Below are 23,430 nucleotides of genomic sequence, written 5' to 3'. Positions count from 1 at the left end.
ACGCCCCGACACCTCGGCTGTAGCGTTTTCGGCATGGCACACGAAGTCGGGTACGCCCGAGTCTCCAAGCGCGAGCAGAACCCCGACGCTCAGGAGGCTGAGCTGCGCGCCGCCGGCTGTGAACGGGTATTCGTCGACCACGGCGAATCGAGCCGCTCCACGGACCGCCCGCAATGGCTCGAGTGCTTGAACTATTTGCGAGCGGGCGACATTCTCAAAGTGCGACGTCTCGACCGTCTCGCCGGTAGTGAACGCATCCTGATCGAGACGCTGCAGGACCTAGACGCGCGGCAGGTGAACCTCGTCAGCCTCACCGAGCCCATGATCGACACGACCACGCCGATGGGCCGAGCTCTCTACGGCATCGTCGCGGTGTTCGCGCAACTCCGCGTCGATACCATCCGGGAAAACACCCTCCGCGGTCTCGACTACGCGCGCAGTCAGGGTCGTGTCGGCGGCCGTCCGAGCGTGATGACGCCCGAGCGGATTGCTGAGGCCGAGCGCATGCGTACCGGGCAGCAGAGCTGGGCAAGCATCGCGCGCGTGCTCGGGGTCGGAACTTCTAGCGTGCGACGAGCACTCGTCCGATAGTGATCACTATGGACGAGATAGAATTCCCTATCAGGGGTGATAGATATGGCGATCTCAGAGGTTCCGGACTGGGCCCGTGCGGCGGTGTCCGCGCGCCATCGGAAAGAGATGGCTGAGCTGGACTACCGGCGCGAGCTGCGCCGGTTCGACCAGCACGGATACAGCCAACGCGAGATCGCCAGATGGCTCGGGATGGCCCAGCCGTCAGTGCTCAGCGCACTCCGCACGGCCGCTAAGGTGACAATGCCTCTGGACGGATTCTCCGGCGCGACGCCGTACGAGATATGCCAGCGCTATGCCGCCAGGTTCATCGATCGGGCGCAGCTTGTGGACGAACTCACGCGGTTCCCCTACGTGCAAGGCGGCCATACCGACGGGTATGACTCGCTGATCGTCGATCCGCCTGGCACCTGGTCGGAGATCGACGACGCGGCGCGCCGCGGCCTCATCAGTGACGACATCTACGAGACCGTGTTCAATCGCCGACACTTCTCGACCGCGCCCGAAGCGCCGGCGGTCGGCCCCGAGGAACCGAGCCCGAAGCAGTGACCACGAATGGCTCCCCCGAGTTGTACCGCGCCTCGAGACGAGCAAGCTCGTAGAGCACGGCGTTGTTCAAGAAGTCCGACAGGGAGCGGTGTCCTTCTGCGACCATCGTGTTGAGCATGGCCGCCCGCATACGCTCATCGAGCGATAGATCGACGTAGAAAGAGACCTTCCTGGGCTTCGGTCGCCCAGTCCCGGTCATAAGGAGAACCGTTCGACGCATCGATCAATGGATTCGTACGCTGCCTTCGCCTGCTGAAGGTGTTCACGTAGAGATGACAGATCGGTGCTGCCCGTAGTGTTCGCTACTCTCGCGATCTGATTCACGTTGCTTGCGATGTTCGAGATGAGTCGCTCGATACGGAACAACATCTCCAGGGCATTCCTTCGATCGGTGGTCGTCTCGCCGGGCTCGGGTGACAGTGCCGACTCGACGAGTAGTCGAGCAACGGTCACGCCTTGCTCCGTGGAGCGAGCGACCAGTGCGGCCTCTTCCTCCTCGTTAACTTTCACCTTGTGGACAATCTGACGCGAGGCGGGTGCGTTCGGCCGTCGGCGGTTCTGGCTTGCGCGGTCGACCATCATGCTCTCCATGCCCAGCGCAGCGAACGGGAGAAACTTCGACTGGACAGACAAGCCGAATTAGGGGCCCTAACCGTATAGCTTGCTCTGCAGGATTCATGACCGCACATGCGTCACCTCTTCGATGTGGGAAACAGAGGCTGCCGCGGGATGCTCCGCATTCCCTTGCCCTCGGTTCGCTTCGTGGGTAGCGGTGCGTAGCGGATGTGTAGCTTGTCGCGTGGCTGCTTCCTCCTGATCTCTCTGCGGAAGTAGCGGCGTAGCTCCTGTAGCGGGCGAAAGCGCAGAGGGGAGGTACCGCATCCATGCGTCGCGAAGATCGACGAGTCGATATCCCTTTCGCACGCTCTCCCCGACACGATGGTTGGCGGGTCGGACTCCGTATGGACGAAGTACCCGAGCGACTCCGGCGACTCCCAGCGCACTTGCCAAATCGCGGTATTCGGGCACCTTGCTGAGGGCTTCGACCAGCTGGACGCTGCCGATCCATGCGCCATCGCGGTACGAGTTGAGTACTTCGCGAGTGGCTTCCAGAAGCGCCAAGCCGACGTTCGCGGAGCTCTCGTCCTCTCGCGCTTGCTCGACCATGGTGATTGCTGCTGTCCAGGCGCGATTGATCCATTCGTCTCCTGCAAGATGGGCCACTGCGACGAGCGGCTCCCAAAGATCAGCTGCGCGGTCTTCCACCGGCAGTTCGGGGCGGACACCGGCTATCTCATCTTGGTGGTCGGTGAGCAGACGATGCAGGCGATGGCGCACTACGGCGAGGTACTCCCCTGCGTCCCTAAGCCGGAACTGCTCAACGAGTTCAGTTCCCGAACGCCGACGCATAGTGAGTACTATCGCTCGGTCTTCGATAGTGTCCGGCAGTGCGCCGATCGAAGCGATCGCTGCCAGGGCGAAGACTCGATACTCCTTCAGCTGATTGTTCGGCTTCTCGACCCGGCCGTATACGAAACCCCGCTGGAATCCGGTGTTGAGGATCCCGCGGAGGGCTTCGGAGCGTTCACTCGGCCGTCCCGCTGAGAAGATCGCGTCCGCCTCGTCGAGCATCAACGTCGGCGGGGTGTCCCCTGCCTTCTCGATGCGTCGGAAGAGATACGGAACGCTGACGTCGGCGAATCGCACAGGGTCGTTGACCAGCAGGCTCAGCACCTCGAGCAAGCGCGTCTTCCCCGATCGTTTCTCGGCTGATCGGATCACCAACCTCGGTGCAACATCTAGGGCGGGAACCACGTGGGATGCGGCCGCCCACAGCGTCACTGCGTCATACGACGCCGCGTCCGGCAGAACGCAGTATCGGCGAATAGCCCGCTGAGCAGAATCGAGCGCGTCCGCGAGCTCAGGTATCTGAGTAACCAACCGGGTCACCTGCCGCTCGCCGTGGTGCGGCTCTGGCGGATCCACTCAACGACTTCAGAACGCGCGTAGCGAATCGTTCGAGGTCCCAGCCTGTAGAAGTCGGGCCCCTTGCCGAGGTAGCGAAGCTGGGCCAGCGCGCCAGTCGTCATTCCGGCGATGAGGGCGGCTTCCGCGGGCGTAAGTAGTGAGTCATCCATGATCATGTCCCCTTCGTTTCGTTGTGCTCGTTCTCTGTGAGCACTTGCTTCGACGATGACAACGTCTGAAGTGTGAGACACCATGGAGGGATGGATTGGTCCGAATCGGGGAAAGATTCGTTTGCGCGCTCGATCGGTGAGCGCATCCGAGAGCTGCGTCTGTGTCGCGGATTCCGATCCGTTCGCGAGCTAGCTGCCGCTATCCCTAACGCACGCCTCAGCGCGAAGGTCGTCAGCAACATCGAGCTGGGGCGCAAGCTCGATCTGACAGTCGTCGAGCTTCTCGAGCTGTCCAGAGCATTGGGCGTTGCACCACAGCAGATCCTCGTCGACCACCACCGTCCCTACGAGCCGACAGGGATTCCAGGAGTCAGTGAGGAGATCGCGACGATGTCCGCGATCGACTTCCTCGAATGGCTGTCCCTCCCGTTCGAGGGGCACCAACTATTCATGGATGTGAACGCGGAGACGCCTGAAGAAACCGCTGCCCTGGTTGCGCTTCGAAGCTATGAAATGCAACGACGAGAAGTCGCGCACCATACGGAGTCGCTAGCGAGGGCGCTTCAGGTCAATCGTAAGTTCGCCGGCTTCAACGATCTGGGGCATCTCCGCAACCGCGTGGCCGAATCCTTAGCTGAGCTTCGACGCATGGCTAGCTTCCTGGAACAACGTGGAGTTCGCGTGCCGGCTGACCACTTTGACCACAGTTTGACCACAACTCCCGGCGCGAAAGACGATCGAGGTGATCACATAGATCACACAGATCACCGCAACTCCGCGAGTGTGAGCGCCAAGGAATCCAGGCGATGAGGCGCAAATCTGACTGAAAATCGTGAGGTCACGGGATCGACGCCCGTCGGAGCCACAGGGTGATCATTACAGTCACCTTAGGAACCCTCGCCTAGCTTCTACATGGCGGGGGTTTCCGCTTTTTCCGGGTGCAGCGTCGGTTTCCGACCCGCTCCCCCATGCTGCTCCGGCACGGTCGTTGAGCAGGTGGACCCCCAGCCGTTGAGCCAGCAGAGCTGGACTCGGCTCCCGGCATGAAGCTTGCGCCGGTCTTGTGCCGGCTCGACGTCAGACGCGTTCTTCCAGAATGATCACGCAATCCAGTCGCTGGTGGACACGAGTTCGTCGTACGCGAGCCCCCGGGGAAGCGAGACCGACGCAACCACAGTCATCCCTTCCCAACGAGGGGTCCCAAGCCCGGCGAAGTTCGTCCTTCCGTCAAGCGTTCGGATCTGCGACCGCAGGGCGCGCGCGAGCGCCAGCCACGCTGCCTTCACATGCAGGAACAACTCTCGCTGCCACCGGCGCAGCAGCACCGCGTGCACATGCGACCAGCCAGCAGCCGTCGCTCGACGATGAGGAGGGTCGTGGCGACGATCAGTAGTGCGATCACGTGTCGCGGAGTTTGGATGAACAATGCGAGTGGCGTCAGAATCAGCGCGGTTCCGACCGTCCACCGACCGATGCGTCACAACCAGGGCCTCGCGCCCGTCCAGTACTGGCGAAGCATGGAGCGCGGAGCGCGGATCGGCCATCGCTCACCGCCGCGAGACTTCGGAGCAGGCTTCATCTCTGCTGCGCGGAGCGGGTACGCCACACGAGGGCGGCCACCGGTCTCCTTGACGTAGGGAGTGACAGACAGCCCCTCAAAGAACACCGGGCGGAACGGGAGGCCGTTGGCCTCAGGCGGTGCACTTGGCTCGGAGATGCTGACGAGCTTGACGGTGACCTCGTTCTGCCCCTTACGAGCGTCGGGATCGGCGTCGAGTACGCGAACCTGCCACAGGGGGTGGCCGGTGTTCTTGTCGAGATCCTGCTCCTGACGCTGTCCGTCGTCCGACCACTTCACGACGGGCTCGACCTCGCCGACCATGAAAGCCCCGCGTGGGAAGTACGCCTCGAAGTTGACTGGGATGGATGTCTGGATTGCCATGGAGTCCTCCTGTTTGATTTGTGTTCCCGCAGTTGCGAGTACAGCTCAAGACTGCGAAGGCACCCCGACAGACCTGCCGCGGTTTTCGGCGCTCAGCGCCAATGGAGGCGAACACACACACCCAGGGTCTCGACCGAAAAGTAAAGAACGATCCTGCTCAGAGGGCGAAAATCTGCCGCACACCGGCTCGGGATTCTCTCGGTAGTCGGTGCGCTGCAGACGAGCGAGCTCCAGACGAGTTCGATCTAGCATCCGGTCGCCGAGCCCGCATCAGTACCGCGCCAAGTCAGCGCATGGCATCAGGTGCATCGGCTGCAGCGTTCGAATGGGACCTAGGGTGTGAGAACTTTCTTTACTCATTCAAGGCCGGCCTTCGGCCGGATGGCGAGCGCGGCTTGCGGTGCGTCCGGTCCTCGCTCCGCTGCGGTCCGGGCGCTCCTCAGCCGCGCTTGCCATCGACTGCCTTAGACTCTCCCCGTGCCCACCTCCGATCTGCGCGCTCTGGCTGCAGCATTCTCCCCTGCAGTGTTCAAAGCGCTGGCGGGGGCAGAAATCGGCAGCGCGGCTGGGCGGGTGGCTCGGCTGCTTGGGCCCGATGAGCCAGCTTCGACTGTGCTCGCTGATGCTTTCGAGGCAGCGCACGCTCGCCTTCTCTCCACCTATCCGAGTGAGTATGCGTTTAAGAACGAGATAGTTTCAAAAATCATCATCGGTAAGCACTCGCCATCCACAGCCTCAGCCTTACTCGAGCAGCCGATGGGTTCATCGGTCGCCGATGTGCTGATCCTCAACGGAACATCGACTGTTTACGAGGTGAAGACCGATCTGGATTCCTTCGCTCGGTTGCCGGTGCAACTCGCGGACTACAGCCGTCACGCCGAATATGTGTACGTAGTTGTTTCCGAACGACGGGCGGAGTCAGCAGAACGCATCATCCCAGGAACTGTCGGGGTTCTAGCGCTCCGTCGACGCGGCTCCCTATCTGTTGTTCGCCCGGCCGTATCGAACCTACCGAATCTGCTCCACGCTGACCTCTTCCGTCTCCTACGAACGGGTGAAGCAAAGTCGCTTATCTTTACGTTGACGGGATATAGGTCAGGAATCGCCTCTGGCCTTGCGCGTGCAGAGATGTACGAGATCTTCACCACACTCCCTCATGAACAAGCACATGCTGCGACCGTCGCAGAACTCAAGGGGCGCGGTCTCAGCGCTCGAAGGCTGGTTACCAGCGGTGCTTTCCCGCCAAGTCTTCGGGCGCTGGCATATGGAAGTGAGCTTTCGGCGATCGGCACTGCACGCCTTGAGCAACGGCTGTCACTGCCTGTGGAGGCAGTGCTCTCCGCGATTTGACGCGGAGGCCCGGCTAGGCCATCATGAGGCCAGTCGAGCAATGGAGCCCTAATGTACTTCCCGTACTTGTACAGTCGTCAGGCCGAACTGAACGCGGTTTCTGACGTCTCTTCCAAATTCGGCTCCCCTCAGCGCATCTTCCCACTCATCGAGCCGGTCGAGCCAGCTGCAAAACTGATATCCACCCTGACCGACCTGAAGTCAAAGGCTAAGGCCGCGTACGTCATTGTGAACCCGCACCAGGGCAAGCTCTCAAAGTCGGCTGTCGCAACGGCTTGGCAGAGCGACTTCGCAGCAATGCTGGCCGATCCGGCTGTGGTCTACCCGACGTTCAAGGAGACGGCAGCCACGACCCTCAAGGACATTGCGAGTTTCGTCGCCGCATACCCAGGGCGCAAGATCGGCATCGTGCTGGCAACGAGCAAGCTCGCCCCCGGGGATCTTGCGAAGGCTCTTTCTGGTTCGGACTACACCGTCTTTTTCCTCGCGACTGCGAGCTCTGCGAACTATCTCGCCGCGCTAGGTCCCGCCCGAACAGTCGACGTGAGTGACAACTTCCGCAGCGAAGCCCGGAACAAGGACTACTCCGGTGAGGAGTGGCTCGGAAACAATCACACGTCATGGAGTGCAGCGGGTCGCCGCGGCTTCTCCGACTTCACCATGCTCCCCGGGACCTACAAAGACGGAGGCGGACCGGTTGGAGCCATCGCGATTCATCTAACATATGCGCTCGGTTCCGATCTCTGGATTCAGCACTTTATTTCGACTACTGATGAGCAGACTGATCCGCAAGCGACCAAATTCAAGGAAGTTCTGGGGGACATCCAGCGGCAGCGAGCAGTGACGCCTTCTCGCTTTGAGCTCTCTCCAGGACTTAGTAGCTACGAAGCGCAGCGCGCTTCGGGGAACTACACGAATCTTTCCGGAAATAAGCGCCAGCAGGTTTCGCACCACATACACACTGTCGCGAAGCATCTCGGGCTATAGATCCGCCCGGAAGTCAACTGGGGTGCAATCGCTCTTCGAGGGCGGGCATTCATTCATGCACCACGAATTCGCTGATGGTCGGCGCGCCTGACCCGGTTCCGGCACCCGCGGACTAGACTCCCGGTGACTCCGTCACGCGAAGCGCCCAAGGGCCGGGAGTCTAGTCCGCGGGTGCAAAGACGAAACCCCGGCGATGTGACGTAAGTCAGGGATCGTTCCGGGGTCTTCGCATACAAGCATACGGATTCTCCTTCCGATGTCAACCTAGAGGAATCGCATGCCGGAGCCACTTGATCGCTCGAGACTGCTACCGCTGCTGACTGCCGAAAGGCTCGACTCCTATCTCAGGGTGTCTACTAACAGCATCAACGACGCGATCGGGCTGTACGAGTGGAACATGGCCGCAGCGGCCAGCGTCATGGAACTCACCGGGATCGTCGAAGTCGTGGTCCGGAATGCGCTTGATAAAGAGCTCCAGCAATGGGTGAAAACCAAGCACCCCGGGAGCGTTTGGTTCGACAGAGTGCCGCTGGACCCACAGGGACGCGCTGACGTCGTTAAGGCCCGAAGCCGTGCAACCCAGAAGGGTCGCCGCGCCGAAGTGCACGGCAGAGTGATCGCCGAACTCACCTTGGGATTCTGGCGGTACCTCGTAGAGTCTCGCTACCTCACCTCACTCTGGATCCCGGCGACTCACAGTGCATTCCCGCATGGGGCTCAGGATCTGCGGCAGCGCCAACGAGAGGTTAAGTCGAACCTCCAGCAACTTCACTTTGTGCGGAACAGAGCGGCCCACCACGAACCGATCCATAGTCGCGATCTGGCACGGGACTTCGCACGTGCGCTCGAATTGCTCGGTTGGGTATCCTCTGACGCCGCGCAGTGGGCGCGGACAACCAGTTCTCTTCCCGAGGTCATCAGACGGAAACCTTGACGGTGCCGGTTCTGTGCCGGTAGCTCCACTGAAACCACCCTCAACCAGCCGCGACCAACCATGACGACTTCCGCGGAATCACGCGGCAAACGACGACCAATGAGCACCCGCTGCCCCGCCGCATCCAACTGAAAATCGTGAGGTCACGGGATCGACGCCCGTCGGAGCCACAGGGTGATCATTACAGTCACCTTAGGAACCCTCGCCTAGCTTCTACATGGCGGGGGTTTCCGCTTTTTCCCGGGTACAGCGTCGGTTCCCGATCCGCTCCCCCGGCCCGGGCCTTGAACGAGCAGAACTCGCGCCCGCGCATCCGGCCCGCACGCTGATGCGGCGAGGCCCGCCGCGCAGAGCGCTTGATACCGTCGATGACATGTTCATCTTCGGGATCGCAGCTGCCGCCATCGGGATCGTGATCTTCCACACCGCCCTCGGCATGACTCTGCGGGCGAACACGACAACGCGAGTTCCCTTCGGCGGCAAGCCTCGGAAGACGCCTGAACGATCGATCGCGCTGCGCGCCGTCGGTGCAGGGCTCATCGTGCTCGGGGCTGTTCTCGTCGGCACCGCGGGGTGGCACTGGACGATCATGGTGGTCCTGGCCGGTCCTGTCGCGGCTCTCGTCGTGCTGATCCTCCACAACCGGCGCGTCAGCCGCGGGTCCTCCTCGACCCGAGCGTGACGATCAGTTCGATGCGTCCGGCGAATGCGGCGGACGCAGAAGAACACGCACTCACTGCCCTCTCCGGCGAAAATCCCACCCGACGTATGCGAAGTAATATATCGATATGGGACCTGACCTTCCCGTTGCGCCTGGGGCTCAGCGGAACCTGGGAGCCGAAGAGCTCTTCCGTCGTCTGGCGACGTCGATCGCTGACGGAACCTATGCGCCCGGCGCGAAGCTGAGCGACAAGGCGATCGCCGATGACCTGGGTGTCACCCGTACTCCGGTCAGAGAGGCCGTGCAGCGTCTCGCACGCGCGGGGTTGATGGAAGTCCACGCGAATCGCTACTCGATGGTCACCGACATCACCGACGAACGCTCCCGCATCACCCGCGAGTTCGCCGCGTCTCAGGGTGGAGAGATCATCCGCGAGGCGGCACTCGCACTGTCGGAGGCCGACCTCGCCATCGCCTGCGAGCTGATCGGGGAGGCCATCGAGTCGGTCGAGTCCGGCGAGGGATGGATCGAGGCCCATGTCGAGCTCTTCGAATTCCTGACCGACCGTGCACTGAACGATCTCTACCGATTGATGCTGAGCGACTTCTGGTATCTGGTGTTCCGCGATCTCTACCTCGGTGAGCCGCGAGTGAACACGAGGGAGTCCCTCGAGGAGCTCGAGTCCGCGATGCGCGCCCGCAGCGCGAACGCCGGCGTCAAGGCCGTGCAGAGGATGCTCCGCCTGAAGTAGCGGGATCGACTCCGAGGAGTTGGTTCCGGTCCCCCGCGCCCGAACGGGGGGACCGGATCAGCCGATGAGAAGGTCCGCACGCGCACCCACCCCCCAGTGGGCGCTCAAGACCGAGAGACTCGAGGGCACGTCTGGTTCGACCGACGGAGAGCAGCAGAATGCGGCTCGTCGTGTTGCCAGCGTATTGGCGAGGCGGACGCTGACGCTGATCGGGGCCCGACCGTTGACGCCGCGACGCTCGACCTGCTATGCCGAGATCTCGCACTCGCGCCGCCGGTGACGACGGGTGGCTCCAGGCTGGATACGCTCGAACCATGCTCGAGACGTTCACCGGATTCGCGGTCGTGGGAGTCGCGATCGCGCTCGGCTACGTGCTGGGCCGGATCGATCTGCTCGGGCCCCATGCGCGGCACGTGCTCGGCCGCCTGATCTTCTTCGTGCTCTCGCCGTTCCTGCTCTTCACCGTGCTCGCCCACGCCGATGCGAAGATGCTCTTCTCCTCGCTGCTCCCCGTCTCGGCCATAGCGGCGGTCGCGATCATCGCGATCTACGCTCTGGTGGCGCGACTGTGGTGGAAGCGCTCCGTCGGCGAGACGCTGATCGGCGCCCTCTCAGCCGGTCAGGTCAACTCGAACAACATCGGCATCCCCCTGTCGCTCTACCTGCTCGGCAGCGCCGCCTACCCCGCGCCTGTGGTGCTCATGCAGCTGCTGATCTTCACGCCGGTCTCGCTGACGATCCTCGATGCCGTCACGAGTGACCGGGTCTCACTGCGCAAGACCCTCGTGCGCACCGCGACGAACCCGATCATCATCGCCTCGCTCCTCGGAACCCTCGTCTCGGTGCTGGGCATCACGGTTCCGCCCATCGTCATGGAGCCCGCGCAGCTGATCGCCGACGCGGCCGTGCCGGTCCTGCTGATCAGCTATGGCATCTCACTGCACGGCCAGCGCGTGCTCGGAGCCCCCGGACACCGCCGCGACATCATCTTCGCGACGTCGCTCAAGCTCATCGCGATGCCTCTGATCGCCTGGGTCGTGGCCGAGTTCGTCTTCGGGCTGTCGTCGGCCGAGGTGCTGATCGTCGTGATCCTCGCTGCTCTTCCGACCGCTCAGAACGTCTTCAACTACTCGCAGCGCTATGACATCGGCGAGACCATCTCGCGTGACACCGTGTTCCTGACCACGCTCGGCTGCCTGCCCGTGCTGATCCTCATCATGTTCCTGCTGGGCTGAGCAGCTCGGCACCCCTGCGGTCTCCGACTGCAGACAGGGTCAACGGCAGGTCTCGCATCACGACGACGCTGTCGAACGCCGTCGAACCAGGCGGAAGCGCCTCGAAGAACGACGATCGGAGGTGATTCAGGCGTGCACCTTCCACGCTCCACGCGTCGGTCGTGAGCGCGACCGACTCGACCGCTCGCCGGGAGGGCGCGTACGACCAGCCGACCCGACCGGCCCGATAGAAGTCCGATGCCTCGTCGATCGAGGCGAAGAGGGAGCTCGACCACGCGCCTCCCACCTCCACATCGGCGGTGAGACTGTGCTCTCCCGCTTCCATCGTGAGTGCGTAGCGGTCTCCTGATTCACGGATCGTGGATTGCGCTCTGCGATGCACCCCGGGGAACAGGCGTCCGCCGAACAGCACCGGATGCCATGCCGAGCTGTGTCGTTCGAAGATGAAGACACCGCGCTCGACGCCGCCGGGGCTGTCCCACTCGACGGCGATCCGGTGGGCGGCGTTCTCCGAACGGAGGCCCCATCGGCGCTGCAACCAGCGCGGTCGGATCGATTCGAGGCCCAGCACGCACACGCCGGCGATCGCAGACCCGTCGACGACCTGGGGTCGGAACCCGTCCGGCAGCAGCGATGCGGCCACCGCCGGGTCGACCCGGTAGGTGATCAGAAGGCGTCGGCGGAGCTGCGCGTGCACATCGCGGATGATCGTCATGTTGCGAATCTAGCACTGTAGCTAAATTACTCCAAGGGGTGCGCGCCCGCCTCTCCCCGTAGGTTGTATCCGTGGACAACCCGCTCATCTACGCCGCCGTGATCGGCGCGATCATCGTGCTGGCGATCTTCCTCCCCCGGTGGATACGCCGCTCGACCGACGCAGCCGGAGGAAGAGCAGGGCGGCGCTACGCGACCGACCGCCTCACCGGGATCCTCGCCGAACTGGGCACGACGCTGGTGCTGCATACGTCCGAAGCGACGGCGCGAGAGGTCGTCGACGGCGTCGTGCTGCAGCAGCCGCGCAAGTTCGCCCGTCTCGGGGGCGGCGGCTACGGCATCCGATTCATCGAGCAGGACGACGCGATCGTGCGTCTCGTCGACGATGAGGACGGAGTCCGGCTGGAGGTCGAGAGGGTCCGCGAGCACCTGGGCGTGCCGAACACCTCGGAGTTCTGGGCAGACCTGCGTGCCGCCGTCTCCACCGCCGCGCGCGCCGAGGGCATCGCGGTCTCCCCCGGACGGCCGATCCACCACCGGCGCGACACGGCGACCGGAGTATGGGTGCCGGAGTAGAGCGGCAGCACGTGGCGTGCCGGAACATCGGGTGCATCTCACAGCCGCCGCAACTAGGCTGTGGTATTGCTGATGACGCACCGGTCCCACCACAGCCGGCCTCGCGACGGCATCATTTCTCATCACAGCCCTCAGTCCCTCTGTGACCTGCGCCGGAAAGGCCGACCCATGAGTGAATCTCCAGAAAACGACCGGACTCCCGACTTCTTCGACAAGCTGATCGAAGAGACGCCTCGCGAGAACCCGCGCGAGCAGTCCGGCTTCACCGCCTCGTTCCGCGGCTATGACAAGGGCGAGGTCGACTCGGCTCTCAGCGCGCTGCGCAACCAGCTGCAGCAGGCGAAGGCCGACCTCGCGGCCACCGAGGCGCGCCACGAAGACGCCGTCGAGGCGCTCCGTGAAGAAGAGCGCATCGCCCGTGAAGAGCTCGAAGCCGAACTTCTCGCCACCAAGGCGAAGGCCGCCGAGACCGAGCAGCAGGTCGCCACCCTGACCAACGAGCTCGTCGACACCCCGCGTGCGGACGGCCAGGAGGCACCGTCGCGCGAGCAGTTCGAGGCGATCCTCCGCGTGGCCGAAGAGCAGGCGAACGTGCTCATCCAGAACGCCGCCGTGCAGGCAGACCGCCTGATGGCCGCAGCTCGCGAAGAGGTCACCACGCAGCGTGCCGAGGCCGACGCCGACGTCACCCGCATCATCGCTCACGCTCAACACGACGCCGACCAGGTGCGCTTGAAGATCGACACCGAATACACCGCGCACCAGGCGACGCTCGAGCGCGAAGCCGCGCACGCCGCCGAGCGGGTGCACCAGGCGACGCAGGAGGCCACCGCCATCCGCACAGAGGCAGAGAAGGGCGCTGCGGCGCTCCGCTCCCTCGTCACTCGCGAGACGACGCAGCTGCGCGCCGAGGCGGAGCGCGAGGTGCGCGAGATGAACGCCCGCGTCCTCGAGTTCGAGGAGACCCTCACCCGACGCCAGGACGACGCTCAGCAGGAGTTCCTCGTGCTGCACAACCAGGCTGTCGCACACGCCGAGCGCATCACCACCGATGCGAACGAGCAGGTCGCCGCCTCGCTCGATCACGCACAGCGCATCTCGGCGAAGGCCGACGACTACGAGCGCCTGATGAGGTCGCAGGCGCAGACCATCGAAGCGGATGCCCAGGTGCGAGCCCGCGACACGCTCGACCGCGCGCGCGTGAAGTCGCAGAAGATCGTCGACTCGGTGACGGGTCACACCTCCGCGGTGCTGCGGGATGCCGAGGACCAGGCGCGTCAGCTGCGCTGGCAGCAGCAGCAGCTCGCCAGCTTCATGGCGGAGGTGCGCGAGCTGATCCGCCCGGAGGGCATCTTCAGCGACCAGCAGACGGGCGACACCGTCTCCACGGTGGTGGACGCTGACGACGACGTCGACACGTTCGAGGCCGAGATCGTCGAAGACGAACAGGACGAGACCGCAGAGCCCGTCGAGGAGTTCCGCGGAGACGAGGCCCTCGACGATGAGCTCCTCGATGACGACGCCGAGACCATCGACGGCAAGATCACCATCGAGGTCGTCGAGACCGACGAGAAGGCCTCACGCTGACCTCGACCTCATGACGAACAGGGGCGTGGGCGGGTGATCCGCTCGCGCCCCTGTTCTGTGTTCGGTGCCATCCACCGATCGGTGGATGTCCGAGTCCGCCGCTTCACGGCTACCGCGCGAGCTCGTCTGCGGGCACGCTGGGGTACATGACAGACAGCGTGATCGAAGTACAGGATCTCCGCAAGGACTACGGTGGGTTCTCCGCGGTCGACGGCATCAGCTTCGACATCCGCCGGGGCGAGACGTTCGCTCTGCTCGGCCCGAACGGTGCGGGAAAATCGACGACCATCGAGATCCTCGAGGGGTACCGCCACCGCACGTCCGGGGACGTGCGCGTGCTCGGCGTCGACCCGCAGCATGGCCGTCTGGACTGGAAGGCACGTCTGGGTATCGTGCTGCAGTCGACGGGCGAGGCGGGGAACTTCACCGTGCGTGAACTCCTCACCGAATTCGCCGGGTACTACCCGCACCCTCGCGACATCGACGAGGTGATCGCAGCGGTGGGCCTCGAGCAGAAGCAGCGCTCCCGCGCAGGGAAGCTGTCCGGCGGCCAGCAGCGCCGACTCGATGTCGCACTGGGAATCATCGGTCGACCGGAGATGCTGTTCCTCGACGAACCGACCACGGGCTTCGATCCCGAGGCCAGACACCAGTTCTGGGATCTCATCCGCTCGCTCAAAGCGGAGGGGACCAGCATCCTGTTGACCACCCACTATCTCGATGAGGCGGCTCAGCTCGGCGACCGCGCCGCGGTCATCGCCGCGGGGCGGATCGCCGCGATCGGACCGATCGACGAGATCGGCGGTCCCGACGCACGCACGCCGGTGGTCCGCTGGCGGGATGCGACGGGCACACGTCATGAGCAGCGGACGGCGATCCCCGGAGCTTTCGTCGCCGAGCTGCATCGAACGGCCGGCGAGCCCGACACCCTGGAGGTCGTGCGTCCGACCCTCGAGGACATCTATCTCGGCCTGATCAGGCAGCACGACGCCGACGCCCTCGGCGACCCCACGACACACGACAGCCGCACCGACCTCAAGGAGCCCGCATGAGCACCGCGACCGCACCCACGCGCTTCGGACTCCCCCGCACGATCCGGCTGGGCGTGCGCCGCATCGGCTTCGAGCTGCGACAGTACTTCCGCGCGGGAGATCAGGTCTTCTTCACGTTCCTGTTCCCCACCGTGATGTATCTGATCTTCGCGACCATCTTCACCGGCGATGTCGGCGAGGGTGCCGACAAGGTCAGCATGGCGACCTATTACCTCCCAGGACTCATCGCGGGCGGCATCTTCCTCTCGGGAGTGCAGGGTCTGTCGATCGAGATCGCCGTGGAGAAGAGCGACGGAACGCTGAAGCGACTCGGAAGCACCCCGATCTCGCCCGCCACGTACTTCCTCGGCAAGATCGGCGAGGTCTTCGTGACGGCGATCCTGCAGATGGCACTGCTCCTCACCGTCGCGGTCGTGCTCTACAAGGTGCAGCTGCCCTCGGATGCCGAGTCGTGGGGGCTGTTCGCATGGGTGTTCGTGCTCGGTCTGCTCTCGTGCACGCTGCTCGGCATCGCCCTGTCGGCGCTCCCCCGTTCAGGCAAGACGGCATCAGCGGTGGTGATCCCGGTCGTCCTGCTGCTGCAGTTCATCTCAGGCGTCTACATCGCCTTCTCGGCCCTCCCCGAGTGGCTGCAGAACGTCGCCGCCGTGTTCCCGCTCAAGTGGATCGCGCAGGGGATGCGCGCCGCGATCCTGCCCGACTCGTTCAAAGCCGCAGAACCGGGCGGCGAGTGGAACCTCGGTCTCGTCGCGATCATGCTGGCGATCTGGCTCGTCGCCGGCTTCATCCTCAGTCGTGCGACCTTCCGTTGGATCCGACAGAGCGGATGACGCCGGCATCCGTGACGCCCCGACGCCCGGTCCGACGTCGTCACGGCGTCGGGCCGTGCATCGGGGCGCGCGGAACGATGGAAGAGTGGTGGGCATGAGCCGCGTGATCCGCCGAGAGCGTCTGGGGTGGGACATCGCCGCGACGGCACTGCTGCTCACGGTGGCCGGACTCTCCCTCGGCCTCCCGCAGAGCTTCGCCGGATCGCGATGGGTGCTCGTCGCCATCACCCTCGGCGTCTTCCTCCTCTACGCATTCGGCGCCAGGCGCTACGTGGGTATCCACGAGGGGGTCGAAGATCCTGCACCGGCTGTCTCGGCGCTGCTGCAGGTCGGAATGGTCTCGCTTCTCGCAGCGGGTGTCGCGATCGAGCCGAACATGCTGCTGCTGCAGACCCTGGTGCTTCCGCTGATCTGGATGACGTCACGCTCGACCCTTCAGGCCGTGCTGGTCACGGTGGGCAACGGCGTCGTGCTCGGCCTCGCCTACGGGTATTGGGGTGGCTTCAGCGCCGATGCGCTCAGCACCGGTTTCGTCTCTTCCGGGCTGTCGACGGCGTTCAGTCTCGCGCTCGGCCTCTGGATCACCCGCATCGCCGAGTGGGGTGTCGAGCGACAGCATCTGCTGGCCGATCTGACCGCCGCTCAGGCGGGCCTCGAGACGGCCAGTCGAGAGGCCGGCGCCATCGAGGAGCGGGCTCGTCTCGCTCGCGACGTCCACGACACGATCGCGCAGAGCCTGGCGAGCATCGTCATGCTGGCCGAGCGTGCGCGTCTCGACGGTTCTCCCGCCGCGATCGAGCTGATCGAGAGTGCGGCACGGGAGGCGCTCGTCGAGGCCAGGGCTCTCGTGGCCGTGACCTCGACCGCGCCGTCCGCCGGTTCGCTCGGCGATGCGCTCCGCCGCCTCGGCGAGCGATTCGCGAGGGAGACCGGCCTGCGCGTCGACGTGTCGGCATCGGATGCCGCGCTGGCGCGAGACGTGCAGGTCGTCCTGCTCCGCTGCGCTCAGGAAGGACTCGCGAACGTGCGCAAGCATTCCGGCGCTGCGTCCACCAGCGTCACGCTCCTGATCGCCGATGCCGCCGAGCTCCGCATCCGCGACGACGGCCGCGGACTCCGAGGAGTGTCGATCGACGACGACCGCGGATTCGGTCTTGCGGGAATGCGGGAGCGGGTCGCCCTCGTCGGCGGAACCCTGACCGTCGCCGACGGGGCGGAGAACGGCACCGACCTGACCGTGCGCATCCCGATGCGCGCCGAGGCTGGCGCCCCGGCCGTAGGCGCGACCGTGGTCGCGAAGGAGACGACGCCATGATCCGCGTCATCGTCGCCGACGACCACCCGATCGTACGCTCCGGCATCGTGGGGCTCCTCGCTCTCGATCCGGGGCTCGAGATCGTCGGGCAGGCGGCGAACGGCGCCGAGGCGTTCGACCTGGCCGCTCGCCTGCGCCCCGATGTCGTGTTGATGGATCTCCGGATGCCCGGAACCTCAGGAATCGAGGCGACGTCGCGCATCGCAGCCGAGCTGCCCGGCGTGCACGTGCTCGTGCTCACGACCTACGAGACCGATGACGACATCCTCGGTGCGATCGAGGCGGGCGCGAGCGGGTACCTCCTCAAGGCTGCCCCGCAGGAGGAGATCGTCGCCGGGATCCGCGCGGTCGCAGAAGGCCATACGGTTCTCGCCCCGACGATCGCCGCCACGCTCGTCACGCGGATGCGCGGCGACCGACCGTCAAGGCCCCAGCTGAGCCCGCGGGAACGCGAGGTGCTCCGCCTCGTCGCGGCAGGTCGCAGCAACCCGGAGATCGCTCGAGAGCTGTTCATCGGCGAGGCCACGGTGAAGACCCATCTGATCCACGTCTTCGAGAAGCTCGAGGTCTCCGACCGCACGCGTGCCGTGACCCTCGCGCTGGAACTCGGGCTGCTGTAGCCGCTGACGGAGAATGCGAACGGCCCCCATCCCGAGGGATGAGGGCCGTTCGAATCGACGTCGAGGCGTGTTACGCGCGCACGAACTGCGTGGCTGCGGGGCAGTCGAACGGATCGGCACCGGCGGCCAGTCCGACCCGGTTGAGGTATTCGATGACGATCGCGTACGAGCGCAGGAGGCTCGTCTCGGTATACGGCACGTCGTTCGAGACGCAGTAGTCGCGGACGATCTCGCGAGCCTTGGAGAGGTGCGGGCGCGGCATGTTCGGGAACAGGTGGTGCTCCACCTGGTAGTTGAGACCACCCATGAGCCACGTGGCCCACCATCCGCCTCGGATGTTGCGTGAGGTGCGCACCTGCTTCGAGAAGAAGTCGAGGCGGGCGTTCGGGTCGATGATCGGCATTCCCTTGTGGTTCGGGGCGAACGACGCCCCCATGTAGACGCCGAAGACGGCGAGCTGCACGCCCATGAAGGCGAATGCCATGCCGAGCGGGAGCATCAGGAAGACCGGGATCAGCACGATCGCGAACCGGAGGGCGATCAGGCCCAGCTCGATCCAGCGGCCCTTGGCCTTCTTGCTCGTCACCAGGTGCTTGACGCCGAGGTAGTGCAGGTTGAGCCCTTCGAGCGTCAGCAGCGGGAAGAACAGCCATCCCTGCTTGCGCGTGATCAGGCGGACGATGCCGCGCGACTGCGCCGCATCCGTCTCGAGGAACGAGATCGTGTCGACCTCGATGTCGGGATCCTTTCCGACCTGGTTCGGGTTTCCGTGGTGCTTGGTGTGCTTCGAGTCCCACCACGAGTAGCTGATGCCGACGACGCCGGCGGCCAGGATACGAGCGAGGCGGAAGTTCGCCGGACCGGAAGTGAGGATCTGGCGGTGCGCGGCCTCATGGGCGAGGAACGCCACCTGCGTGAGGACGAGGCCGAGCCCGGCGGCGATCAGCAGCTGGAACCAGCTGTCGCCGAGCAGGATGAAGCCGGTGACGAGTCCTCCGAGGGCGACGGCGAGGCCGGCGGCGACGAAGATGTAGAACCACCCGGCGCGCTGCAGGAGGCCGGTCTCCCGGACGACCTGCGACACCTGCTTGTACGCGTGCGTCATCGGGGGGATGTCTGCGTTCCCGGAATACGTCTGGCGTACCGGTCCGAGCGTGGCTGCGGTCTTTTCGACCTGTGAAATGGAGATGTTGCTCTCCCGTCGATTGGAGCCCTTGAGCTGTGGTAAGCCCAAGGCAGATCGCCCAACGCTTAACTCAACCTAACCCCCCGCACATGCGCCGTGGGGAATACATCGGCACCCCTTGACGATTCACAGGTCCTGTGAATGAAACGGTCAGGCGCGGGCCCGCCGTGGGCGCCTTCTCAGCGCACGCGGAAGGGTGAACGTGAAGGTGCGCGCGCGACGCGTCGGGGCACTCGCGGCCTCGAGAGCCTCGCGCGCGTCGTCGAGGGAGTCGAAGGCGCCGAGCTCGGTCCCGCGCTGATCGCGGGCGAGATGGGTCGCGCCGTCGAACTCTACGAAACCGGCGAACTCGCCGGATCGGGTCGCGACATGCACGTCTGCGTCGGCCTGTTTCCAGGTCAACGGGTCGGAAGGAGGAAAAGTGGTCATGCTCATGGTCATACTCATTGCTGTGTGACGGGCGCGCGATATCGCGACCCGCAAGATGTGAGATCGAGGGCGGATGCCGCGCGCATCGATGCACGCGGTCCGGAATGGCCCTGATCAGTGGCTCCGTGGACGGCCTAGATAGGGCCAGAACACACGGTACTCAATCAGTCTAGCAGGTCGGCATCCGCGGCGCCCGATTCAGCTGTGAGCCGGGACCCGAATACGGCGAGGGTGGCCTGACGATCCCCCCATGATCCACGCGCCCTCGGGCTCGGGCTCACGCTCCGACTCGGACTCGGCGTCCGCCGGCGCATCCGCCGTCGTCCCATGCGCCGTCGCGCCATCCGCCGTCGCGCCATCCGCGGTGTCGACCGGCATCCGCTCCCTCGACTCCGCGCTCTCCCCCGCCGCCCAGGCGTCGCGGATGATCCGCCGCGGGTCGTACTGCCGAGGATCCAGCGCGGTCCACTCCTGGCGGAGGCTCGTCACGCCGGCCTCCTGCTCGGCTCGCCGCGCCGCATCGCCTGCGAGCAGCGCGACCCGGCGGACGAGAACGCTGAGACGACGTGCGTACTCCGGCAGTCGTCGAGGACCGATGATCACCGCCGCGATCAGCGCCACCAGGAACAGCTTCTCGATGGTGAGTCCGAACATCGTCATCCTTCCGTCGCGGCGAGGGTCGCGGCCGCCCTGCGGTGTTCTCTGCGGTCGTGGAGCCAGGCGATGAGCAGAGCCACCAGGAACAGCACGGTCATGGGAACGGCGATCAGGAACATCGACAGCACGTCGGCCGCCGGGGTCACGATCGCGCTGAACAGCACGATGGCGACGACGGTGATCCGCCAGCTCCGCGCGATCGCTCCGGCCGGGACGACGCCGAGCAGATTCAGCATCACGAGGAACACGGGAAGGACGAACGCCACACCGGTCGCCAGCACGATCTTGAGGATGAAATCGACGTAGTACGACGCCTGCAGCAGGGTGCTGTCTTCGGTCGAGGCGAAGCTCGCGAGCAGTTCGACCATGTGGGGGAAGACGAGGAAACCCATCAGGCATCCGCCGACGAACAGGGGGACGGATGCTGCGACGAACCCGAACGTGTACTTCTTCTCCCGCGTGTTGAGGCCAGGGGCGAGGAAGGCGAACAGCTCGTACAACCAGACGGGACTCGACAGAGCGACACCCGCGAAGAGCGCGATCTTGAGCTTGAGGTCGAAGGCCCCGGTGATGCTGTCGTAGTTCAGGCTCGCGTCTCGCGACTCGGCGAGAGCGGTGACGGGCGCTCGCACGACCTCGAGGATCTGGTCAGACAGGAGGTAGCCGGCGGCCACCCCGATCAGGAGCGCCACCACCGCGCGGAACGAGCGCGTGCGCGCCTCCCGCAGGTGCGACGACAGCGGCATCCTGATCGGGTCGGGCGATGTGCCCGCCCCGACGACGTCAGCGACGAGCGCGGACACGTTCTACTCCGCGGCCCGTGGAACCGCGCGGGGGACGTCGGCGGACTCGCGCGCTTCGGCATGGTCGCGGACGCCCGCTGCCGGATCCGCCCGCGCGTCGCCCGAGGTCTCGGCGACCTCGGATCTGAGGATGCGCATGGACTGCCCGACGCTCCGGGCGAGGGCGGGGAGCTTCGCGGCGCCGAAGATGAGGACGACGATCGCGAGGATGATCAGGGCGTGCCACCCTGTGAGGTTCTGAAGCATGTCTTCCTTCTCTCTTATGTGGGGTGCGCGGTTCGCGTTCAGTCGGACGGGGCGGTGCCCGCGCTCGGAGTCGTGGTCGTGTCGATGCCGACCACGAGCGCCGCGGAGTACCCGCTGCCGACGTCACCGGTGACCGTGGCCAGCTGAAGCGCACCGGAGTCGTCGCCGAAGACGTTGTCTGCGGAGAGGCTCGTCTGCGAGAGGTTCTGCGTGGACCCCGGGTAGCGCGAGTCCGCGTAGACGCTGGCGCAGACGTCCTCCGGCAGCGCGAGCTGGGAGGTGGCGATGGCGTTCGCCGCGTCGGTGATCGACTCGACGTCCGGATAGACCTCGAAGTGGATGTGCGGCCAGCGGCCGGAGTAGCAACCGGGGAAGATCGACGTGAACGAGACCTTGCCGTCGGCATCCGCCACCTGCACTCCTCGGAGGTAGGTGACGTCCTCGAGGCCTGACGAGTACATCGAGTATTCGCCCTCCGCTGTGCAGTGCCACGCATAGACCGCGACTCCCTCGAAAGGGACGCTGCCATTCGCGAGATCCACGACCTGCAGCTCGAAGGTCAGGGGGATGCCGTCTGCGGTCGCCGAGCCGTCGATCGAGGTCGTGATGTCCTGACGCACGATGCCGGACTCCTCGAGGACATCCGGCCCGTTCGAGCCGTCGCCAGGGTACGGTCCTGCGGTCTCATCCGGGATCTCGTCCGTCGCTGTCGTGGCCGTCGATCCGGACGAGCCACCCGTGCCGGTCGTCGCCGTCGAGTCGCTCGTGCTCGACGTGGTGCTCTCCGACGGCGCGCATGCGGCGAGGACCAGCGCACCCACCCCGAGTCCGGCGAGACCGAGGACACCGCGACGGGTCACCAGGGTGCGGATGTCGAACGCCGCCCCCTGATCGACGACCTCCTCGTCGGCGCGGTCGAGCAGTCGGCCCTCGTAGGTCGGGCCCTCAGGGGTCTGGACGGGTTCGGGGATGCGGCTCATGATCGTGCTCCTCTCGGCGTGGATGGGTGTCGATGTACCCATGGTCACGGAGGGCCCGATCAGCGAGCTATGTCTCGTCTATGCGAAGACTATGACTCCCGGCGGACGGGCGGGTGCAGGACGAGCACGACCACGATCACGACGAGGACGGCGGCCGTGATCGCCACCGGGATCGGCAGGATCGGGTCAAGCAACACCACCACAGCCCCGAGTGGGATGACCGTGTTCACCACTCTGTCGGCGTGCTCGCGGATCGCGATCCACCAGATGCCGAGCAGGAAGAGCGCGATGGGGACGGCCACCGTGAGCGACGCGACAGCGTGGGTGAGATGGCTCTCGCCGGTCAGGACGTCGAGCTCGACCTCGATTCCGGCCGAGAACGCGGCGGCCGCGGCGAAGACGAAATAATGCGAGTACCCGTAGCGGAGCGTGCGGCCGAGCGTCGTGATCGCCCGGTGATGCGGCGGCCAGAAGTAGATCCACCACAGCGAAGCGGTGACGACCAGCGTCAGGACCGAGATCGCGATGAGCGGCACGAAGGAGTCGAGCTCGTTCTTCGCTTCGATGATCGCATTGGCCGAGGCGAGGAGGCTCTCGCCGAGCACGATGAGCGTGAAGAGACCGTAACGCTCGGTAATGTGGTGCGGATGCCACGGCGTCTGCCCGCGGCGCTCGGCGAACACCGGCACACTGACCTCGACGAGGGCGAATGCCACGAACGCCACGAGCTGCAGCGTCCCTGAGGGGATGAAGAGGAACAGCACCCACAGCACCTGCACGCCGGCGATACCGAAGGCGTAGCGACGAGTCGCGGCCTTCAGCTCCCCCGCCCCACGTGATGCGCGCAGCCATTGCCCGATCATCGCGAGGCGCATCACGATGTAGCCGATCACCGGAAGGGTGAAGTCTCCGTGCTCGAACGCCGCGGGGATCCCGGCCGCCAGCACGAGCACGCCACCCATCTGGATGATCGTCGTGACGCGATAGAGCCAGTCGTCGGTGTCGAAGGACGTGGCGAACCAGGTGAAGTTCATCCACGCCCACCACACGGCGAAGAACACCAGCAGGTAAGAGGTGATGCCGTGGACGAAGTCGCCGTGGCTCAGCGCATGGTGCAGTTGGGCCGAGGCGATGCTCACCGCGACCACGAAGACGAGATCGAAGAACAGCTCGAGCGTGCTGGCGGTGCGATGGGGTTGCGCCGGATCCCTGGGCAGCATGCGGCTGAGATGGAATCGGGGCGCTGAGGCGGTGGTCACGCGGTCAGAATATCGGCGCCGCTCACCACCAGCGCGCG

28 protein-coding genes are annotated in these 23,430 nt (G+C 65.1%); 15 read left to right on the top strand and 13 right to left on the bottom strand.

Translation table 11 applies throughout. The features are described from left to right. Positions 1 to 33 precede the first annotated feature (33 nt). Both ACZ0AA_RS16565 and ACZ0AA_RS16560 read left to right on the top strand, forming a co-directional pair. A complete protein-coding gene (locus tag ACZ0AA_RS16565; protein ID WP_120227538.1) occupies positions 34 to 591 on the top strand; it encodes a recombinase family protein in 558 nt (185 codons plus the stop codon). Positions 592 to 699: 108 nt separating this feature from the next. Continuing rightward, positions 700 to 1,140, top strand: coding sequence for a hypothetical protein (locus tag ACZ0AA_RS16560; protein WP_463513606.1), 441 nt, complete (start codon positions 700 to 702; stop codon positions 1,138 to 1,140). Here ACZ0AA_RS16560 and ACZ0AA_RS16555 read toward each other — a convergent pair. The 4 genes from ACZ0AA_RS16555 to ACZ0AA_RS16540 form a co-directional block, all read right to left on the bottom strand. Beyond that, a complete protein-coding gene (locus tag ACZ0AA_RS16555; RefSeq protein WP_463513855.1) occupies positions 1,067 to 1,270 on the bottom strand; it encodes a ParB family protein in 204 nt (67 codons plus the stop codon). The genes ACZ0AA_RS16560 and ACZ0AA_RS16555 overlap by 74 nt on opposite strands. A 65-nt stretch (positions 1,271 to 1,335) precedes the next feature. Further along, a complete protein-coding gene (locus tag ACZ0AA_RS16550) occupies positions 1,336 to 1,722 on the bottom strand; it encodes a plasmid mobilization protein (protein WP_463513605.1) in 387 nt (128 codons plus the stop codon). A gap of 93 nt (positions 1,723 to 1,815) precedes the next feature. Further along, positions 1,816 to 2,874 carry a DUF3631 domain-containing protein gene (locus ACZ0AA_RS16545; protein WP_463513854.1) on the bottom strand — a complete coding sequence of 353 codons (1,059 nt, stop codon included), beginning with the start codon at positions 2,872 to 2,874 and terminating at the stop codon, positions 1,816 to 1,818. A 212-nt stretch (positions 2,875 to 3,086) separates the two neighbouring features. Further along, positions 3,087 to 3,284 (bottom strand): helix-turn-helix transcriptional regulator, encoded by a 198-nt coding sequence (locus ACZ0AA_RS16540; RefSeq protein ID WP_376128865.1) that lies wholly within the window; start codon positions 3,282 to 3,284, stop codon positions 3,087 to 3,089. Positions 3,285 to 3,368: 84 nt separating this feature from the next. Between ACZ0AA_RS16540 and ACZ0AA_RS16535 the strand changes: the two genes are divergently transcribed. Beyond that, the gene (locus tag ACZ0AA_RS16535) at positions 3,369 to 4,088 is read left to right on the top strand and encodes a helix-turn-helix domain-containing protein (RefSeq protein ID WP_463513604.1); all 720 of its coding nucleotides are present in this window, start codon (positions 3,369 to 3,371) and stop codon (positions 4,086 to 4,088) included. Between the two features lie 667 nt (positions 4,089 to 4,755). On the opposite strand, the gene ACZ0AA_RS16530 is transcribed toward ACZ0AA_RS16535, so the two are convergent. Beyond that, entirely contained in the window at positions 4,756 to 5,220 is a 465-nt protein-coding gene (locus tag ACZ0AA_RS16530; protein ID WP_463513603.1) for a plasmid replication, integration and excision activator, read from the bottom strand. Positions 5,221 to 5,697: 477 nt separating this feature from the next. Between ACZ0AA_RS16530 and ACZ0AA_RS16525 the strand changes: the two genes are divergently transcribed. The 6 genes from ACZ0AA_RS16525 (at position 5,698) to ACZ0AA_RS16500 (ending at position 11,138) form a co-directional block, all read left to right on the top strand. Then, positions 5,698 to 6,570, top strand: a complete 873-nt coding sequence (locus ACZ0AA_RS16525; RefSeq protein WP_463513602.1) for a sce7726 family protein — start codon at positions 5,698 to 5,700, stop codon at positions 6,568 to 6,570. A 51-nt stretch (positions 6,571 to 6,621) separates the two neighbouring features. Next, complete coding sequence (locus tag ACZ0AA_RS16520; RefSeq protein WP_463513601.1) at positions 6,622 to 7,557, top strand: sce7725 family protein; 936 nt, start codon at positions 6,622 to 6,624, stop codon at positions 7,555 to 7,557. Between the two features lie 277 nt (positions 7,558 to 7,834). Then, positions 7,835 to 8,491 carry a hypothetical protein gene (locus tag ACZ0AA_RS16515; RefSeq protein ID WP_463513600.1) on the top strand — a complete coding sequence of 219 codons (657 nt, stop codon included), beginning with the start codon at positions 7,835 to 7,837 and terminating at the stop codon, positions 8,489 to 8,491. Positions 8,492 to 8,864: 373 nt separating this feature from the next. Beyond that, positions 8,865 to 9,173 (top strand): hypothetical protein, encoded by a 309-nt coding sequence (locus ACZ0AA_RS16510; protein WP_463513599.1) that lies wholly within the window; start codon positions 8,865 to 8,867, stop codon positions 9,171 to 9,173. Between the two features lie 106 nt (positions 9,174 to 9,279). Further along, positions 9,280 to 9,903 (top strand): GntR family transcriptional regulator, encoded by a 624-nt coding sequence (locus tag ACZ0AA_RS16505; protein WP_400862359.1) that lies wholly within the window; start codon positions 9,280 to 9,282, stop codon positions 9,901 to 9,903. A gap of 314 nt (positions 9,904 to 10,217) precedes the next feature. Further along, positions 10,218 to 11,138 (top strand): AEC family transporter, encoded by a 921-nt coding sequence (locus ACZ0AA_RS16500; protein WP_400862361.1) that lies wholly within the window; start codon positions 10,218 to 10,220, stop codon positions 11,136 to 11,138. Here ACZ0AA_RS16500 and ACZ0AA_RS16495 read toward each other — a convergent pair. Further along, the gene (locus ACZ0AA_RS16495) at positions 11,119 to 11,853 is read right to left on the bottom strand and encodes a DUF2071 domain-containing protein (RefSeq protein ID WP_463513598.1); all 735 of its coding nucleotides are present in this window, start codon (positions 11,851 to 11,853) and stop codon (positions 11,119 to 11,121) included. The genes ACZ0AA_RS16500 and ACZ0AA_RS16495 overlap by 20 nt on opposite strands. 71 nt (positions 11,854 to 11,924) lie before the next feature. Between ACZ0AA_RS16495 and ACZ0AA_RS16490 the strand changes: the two genes are divergently transcribed. From ACZ0AA_RS16490 to ACZ0AA_RS16465, 6 genes are all read left to right on the top strand, one after another. Next, complete coding sequence (locus ACZ0AA_RS16490) at positions 11,925 to 12,428, top strand: hypothetical protein (protein ID WP_463513597.1); 504 nt, start codon at positions 11,925 to 11,927, stop codon at positions 12,426 to 12,428. Positions 12,429 to 12,596: 168 nt separating this feature from the next. Next, entirely contained in the window at positions 12,597 to 14,015 is a 1,419-nt protein-coding gene (locus ACZ0AA_RS16485) for a cell division initiation protein (RefSeq protein WP_463513596.1), read from the top strand. Positions 14,016 to 14,161: 146 nt separating this feature from the next. After that, entirely contained in the window at positions 14,162 to 15,067 is a 906-nt protein-coding gene (locus ACZ0AA_RS16480) for an ABC transporter ATP-binding protein (RefSeq protein WP_463513595.1), read from the top strand. Beyond that, positions 15,064 to 15,897, top strand: coding sequence for an ABC transporter permease (locus tag ACZ0AA_RS16475; protein WP_400862371.1), 834 nt, complete (start codon positions 15,064 to 15,066; stop codon positions 15,895 to 15,897). The genes ACZ0AA_RS16480 and ACZ0AA_RS16475 overlap by 4 nt, the downstream gene beginning before the upstream one ends. A gap of 94 nt (positions 15,898 to 15,991) precedes the next feature. Beyond that, the gene (locus ACZ0AA_RS16470) at positions 15,992 to 17,212 is read left to right on the top strand and encodes a sensor histidine kinase (protein WP_400862372.1); all 1,221 of its coding nucleotides are present in this window, start codon (positions 15,992 to 15,994) and stop codon (positions 17,210 to 17,212) included. Next, positions 17,209 to 17,832, top strand: a complete 624-nt coding sequence (locus ACZ0AA_RS16465; protein ID WP_400862373.1) for a response regulator — start codon at positions 17,209 to 17,211, stop codon at positions 17,830 to 17,832. Before ACZ0AA_RS16470 ends, ACZ0AA_RS16465 begins: the two co-directional genes overlap by 4 nt. 70 nt (positions 17,833 to 17,902) lie before the next feature. Here the strand turns inward: ACZ0AA_RS16465 and ACZ0AA_RS16460 are convergent, their stop codons facing one another. From ACZ0AA_RS16460 to ACZ0AA_RS16430, 7 genes are all read right to left on the bottom strand, one after another. Next, complete coding sequence (locus tag ACZ0AA_RS16460) at positions 17,903 to 19,021, bottom strand: fatty acid desaturase family protein (RefSeq protein ID WP_400864680.1); 1,119 nt, start codon at positions 19,019 to 19,021, stop codon at positions 17,903 to 17,905. A 147-nt stretch (positions 19,022 to 19,168) separates the two neighbouring features. Continuing rightward, positions 19,169 to 19,453 carry a hypothetical protein gene (locus ACZ0AA_RS16455; RefSeq protein WP_463513594.1) on the bottom strand — a complete coding sequence of 95 codons (285 nt, stop codon included), beginning with the start codon at positions 19,451 to 19,453 and terminating at the stop codon, positions 19,169 to 19,171. A gap of 192 nt (positions 19,454 to 19,645) precedes the next feature. Continuing rightward, a complete protein-coding gene (locus ACZ0AA_RS16450) occupies positions 19,646 to 20,101 on the bottom strand; it encodes a Sec-independent protein translocase subunit TatA/TatB (RefSeq protein ID WP_463513593.1) in 456 nt (151 codons plus the stop codon). Between the two features lie 2 nt (positions 20,102 to 20,103). Continuing rightward, positions 20,104 to 20,907, bottom strand: a complete 804-nt coding sequence (gene tatC, locus ACZ0AA_RS16445) for a twin-arginine translocase subunit TatC (RefSeq protein WP_463513592.1) — start codon at positions 20,905 to 20,907, stop codon at positions 20,104 to 20,106. A 3-nt stretch (positions 20,908 to 20,910) separates the two neighbouring features. Then, a complete protein-coding gene (locus tag ACZ0AA_RS16440) occupies positions 20,911 to 21,153 on the bottom strand; it encodes a twin-arginine translocase TatA/TatE family subunit (protein ID WP_463513591.1) in 243 nt (80 codons plus the stop codon). A gap of 38 nt (positions 21,154 to 21,191) precedes the next feature. Further along, positions 21,192 to 22,133: an intradiol ring-cleavage dioxygenase gene (locus tag ACZ0AA_RS16435; RefSeq protein WP_463513590.1), complete on the bottom strand. Its 942-nt coding sequence runs from the start codon at positions 22,131 to 22,133 to the stop codon at positions 21,192 to 21,194. A gap of 89 nt (positions 22,134 to 22,222) precedes the next feature. Next, positions 22,223 to 23,353, bottom strand: coding sequence for a low temperature requirement protein A (locus ACZ0AA_RS16430; protein WP_400864683.1), 1,131 nt, complete (start codon positions 23,351 to 23,353; stop codon positions 22,223 to 22,225). Positions 23,354 to 23,430 lie beyond the last annotated feature (77 nt).

This window comes from Microbacterium sp. AC035, assembly GCF_979258485.1.
This window is presented reverse-complemented; position numbering and strand designations above follow the sequence as displayed.

Coding starts and splice junctions, on each gene's coding strand:
- ACZ0AA_RS16510 (WP_463513599.1), top strand. CDS start 8,865: ATGTTCATCTTCGGGATCGCAGCTGCCGCCATCGGGATCGTGATCTTC.
- ACZ0AA_RS16485 (WP_463513596.1), top strand. CDS start 12,597: ATGAGTGAATCTCCAGAAAACGACCGGACTCCCGACTTCTTCGACAAG.
- ACZ0AA_RS16480 (WP_463513595.1), top strand. CDS start 14,162: ATGACAGACAGCGTGATCGAAGTACAGGATCTCCGCAAGGACTACGGT.
- ACZ0AA_RS16450 (WP_463513593.1), bottom strand. CDS start 20,101: ATGTTCGGACTCACCATCGAGAAGCTGTTCCTGGTGGCGCTGATCGCG.
- ACZ0AA_RS16550 (WP_463513605.1), bottom strand. CDS start 1,722: ATGATGGTCGACCGCGCAAGCCAGAACCGCCGACGGCCGAACGCACCC.
- ACZ0AA_RS16465 (WP_400862373.1), top strand. CDS start 17,209: ATGATCCGCGTCATCGTCGCCGACGACCACCCGATCGTACGCTCCGGC.
- ACZ0AA_RS16440 (WP_463513591.1), bottom strand. CDS start 21,153: ATGCTTCAGAACCTCACAGGGTGGCACGCCCTGATCATCCTCGCGATC.
- ACZ0AA_RS16455 (WP_463513594.1), bottom strand. CDS start 19,453: ATGAGCATGACCACTTTTCCTCCTTCCGACCCGTTGACCTGGAAACAG.
- ACZ0AA_RS16495 (WP_463513598.1), bottom strand. CDS start 11,853: ATGACGATCATCCGCGATGTGCACGCGCAGCTCCGCCGACGCCTTCTG.
- ACZ0AA_RS16505 (WP_400862359.1), top strand. CDS start 9,280: ATGGGACCTGACCTTCCCGTTGCGCCTGGGGCTCAGCGGAACCTGGGA.
- ACZ0AA_RS16520 (WP_463513601.1), top strand. CDS start 6,622: ATGTACTTCCCGTACTTGTACAGTCGTCAGGCCGAACTGAACGCGGTT.
- ACZ0AA_RS16475 (WP_400862371.1), top strand. CDS start 15,064: ATGAGCACCGCGACCGCACCCACGCGCTTCGGACTCCCCCGCACGATC.
- ACZ0AA_RS16555 (WP_463513855.1), bottom strand. CDS start 1,270: ATGCGGGCGGCCATGCTCAACACGATGGTCGCAGAAGGACACCGCTCC.
- ACZ0AA_RS16530 (WP_463513603.1), bottom strand. CDS start 5,220: ATGGCAATCCAGACATCCATCCCAGTCAACTTCGAGGCGTACTTCCCA.
- ACZ0AA_RS16540 (WP_376128865.1), bottom strand. CDS start 3,284: ATGATCATGGATGACTCACTACTTACGCCCGCGGAAGCCGCCCTCATC.
- ACZ0AA_RS16565 (WP_120227538.1), top strand. CDS start 34: ATGGCACACGAAGTCGGGTACGCCCGAGTCTCCAAGCGCGAGCAGAAC.
- ACZ0AA_RS16470 (WP_400862372.1), top strand. CDS start 15,992: ATGAGCCGCGTGATCCGCCGAGAGCGTCTGGGGTGGGACATCGCCGCG.
- ACZ0AA_RS16560 (WP_463513606.1), top strand. CDS start 700: ATGGCTGAGCTGGACTACCGGCGCGAGCTGCGCCGGTTCGACCAGCAC.
- ACZ0AA_RS16435 (WP_463513590.1), bottom strand. CDS start 22,133: ATGAGCCGCATCCCCGAACCCGTCCAGACCCCTGAGGGCCCGACCTAC.
- ACZ0AA_RS16515 (WP_463513600.1), top strand. CDS start 7,835: ATGCCGGAGCCACTTGATCGCTCGAGACTGCTACCGCTGCTGACTGCC.
- ACZ0AA_RS16500 (WP_400862361.1), top strand. CDS start 10,218: ATGCTCGAGACGTTCACCGGATTCGCGGTCGTGGGAGTCGCGATCGCG.
- ACZ0AA_RS16535 (WP_463513604.1), top strand. CDS start 3,369: ATGGATTGGTCCGAATCGGGGAAAGATTCGTTTGCGCGCTCGATCGGT.
- ACZ0AA_RS16430 (WP_400864683.1), bottom strand. CDS start 23,353: ATGCTGCCCAGGGATCCGGCGCAACCCCATCGCACCGCCAGCACGCTC.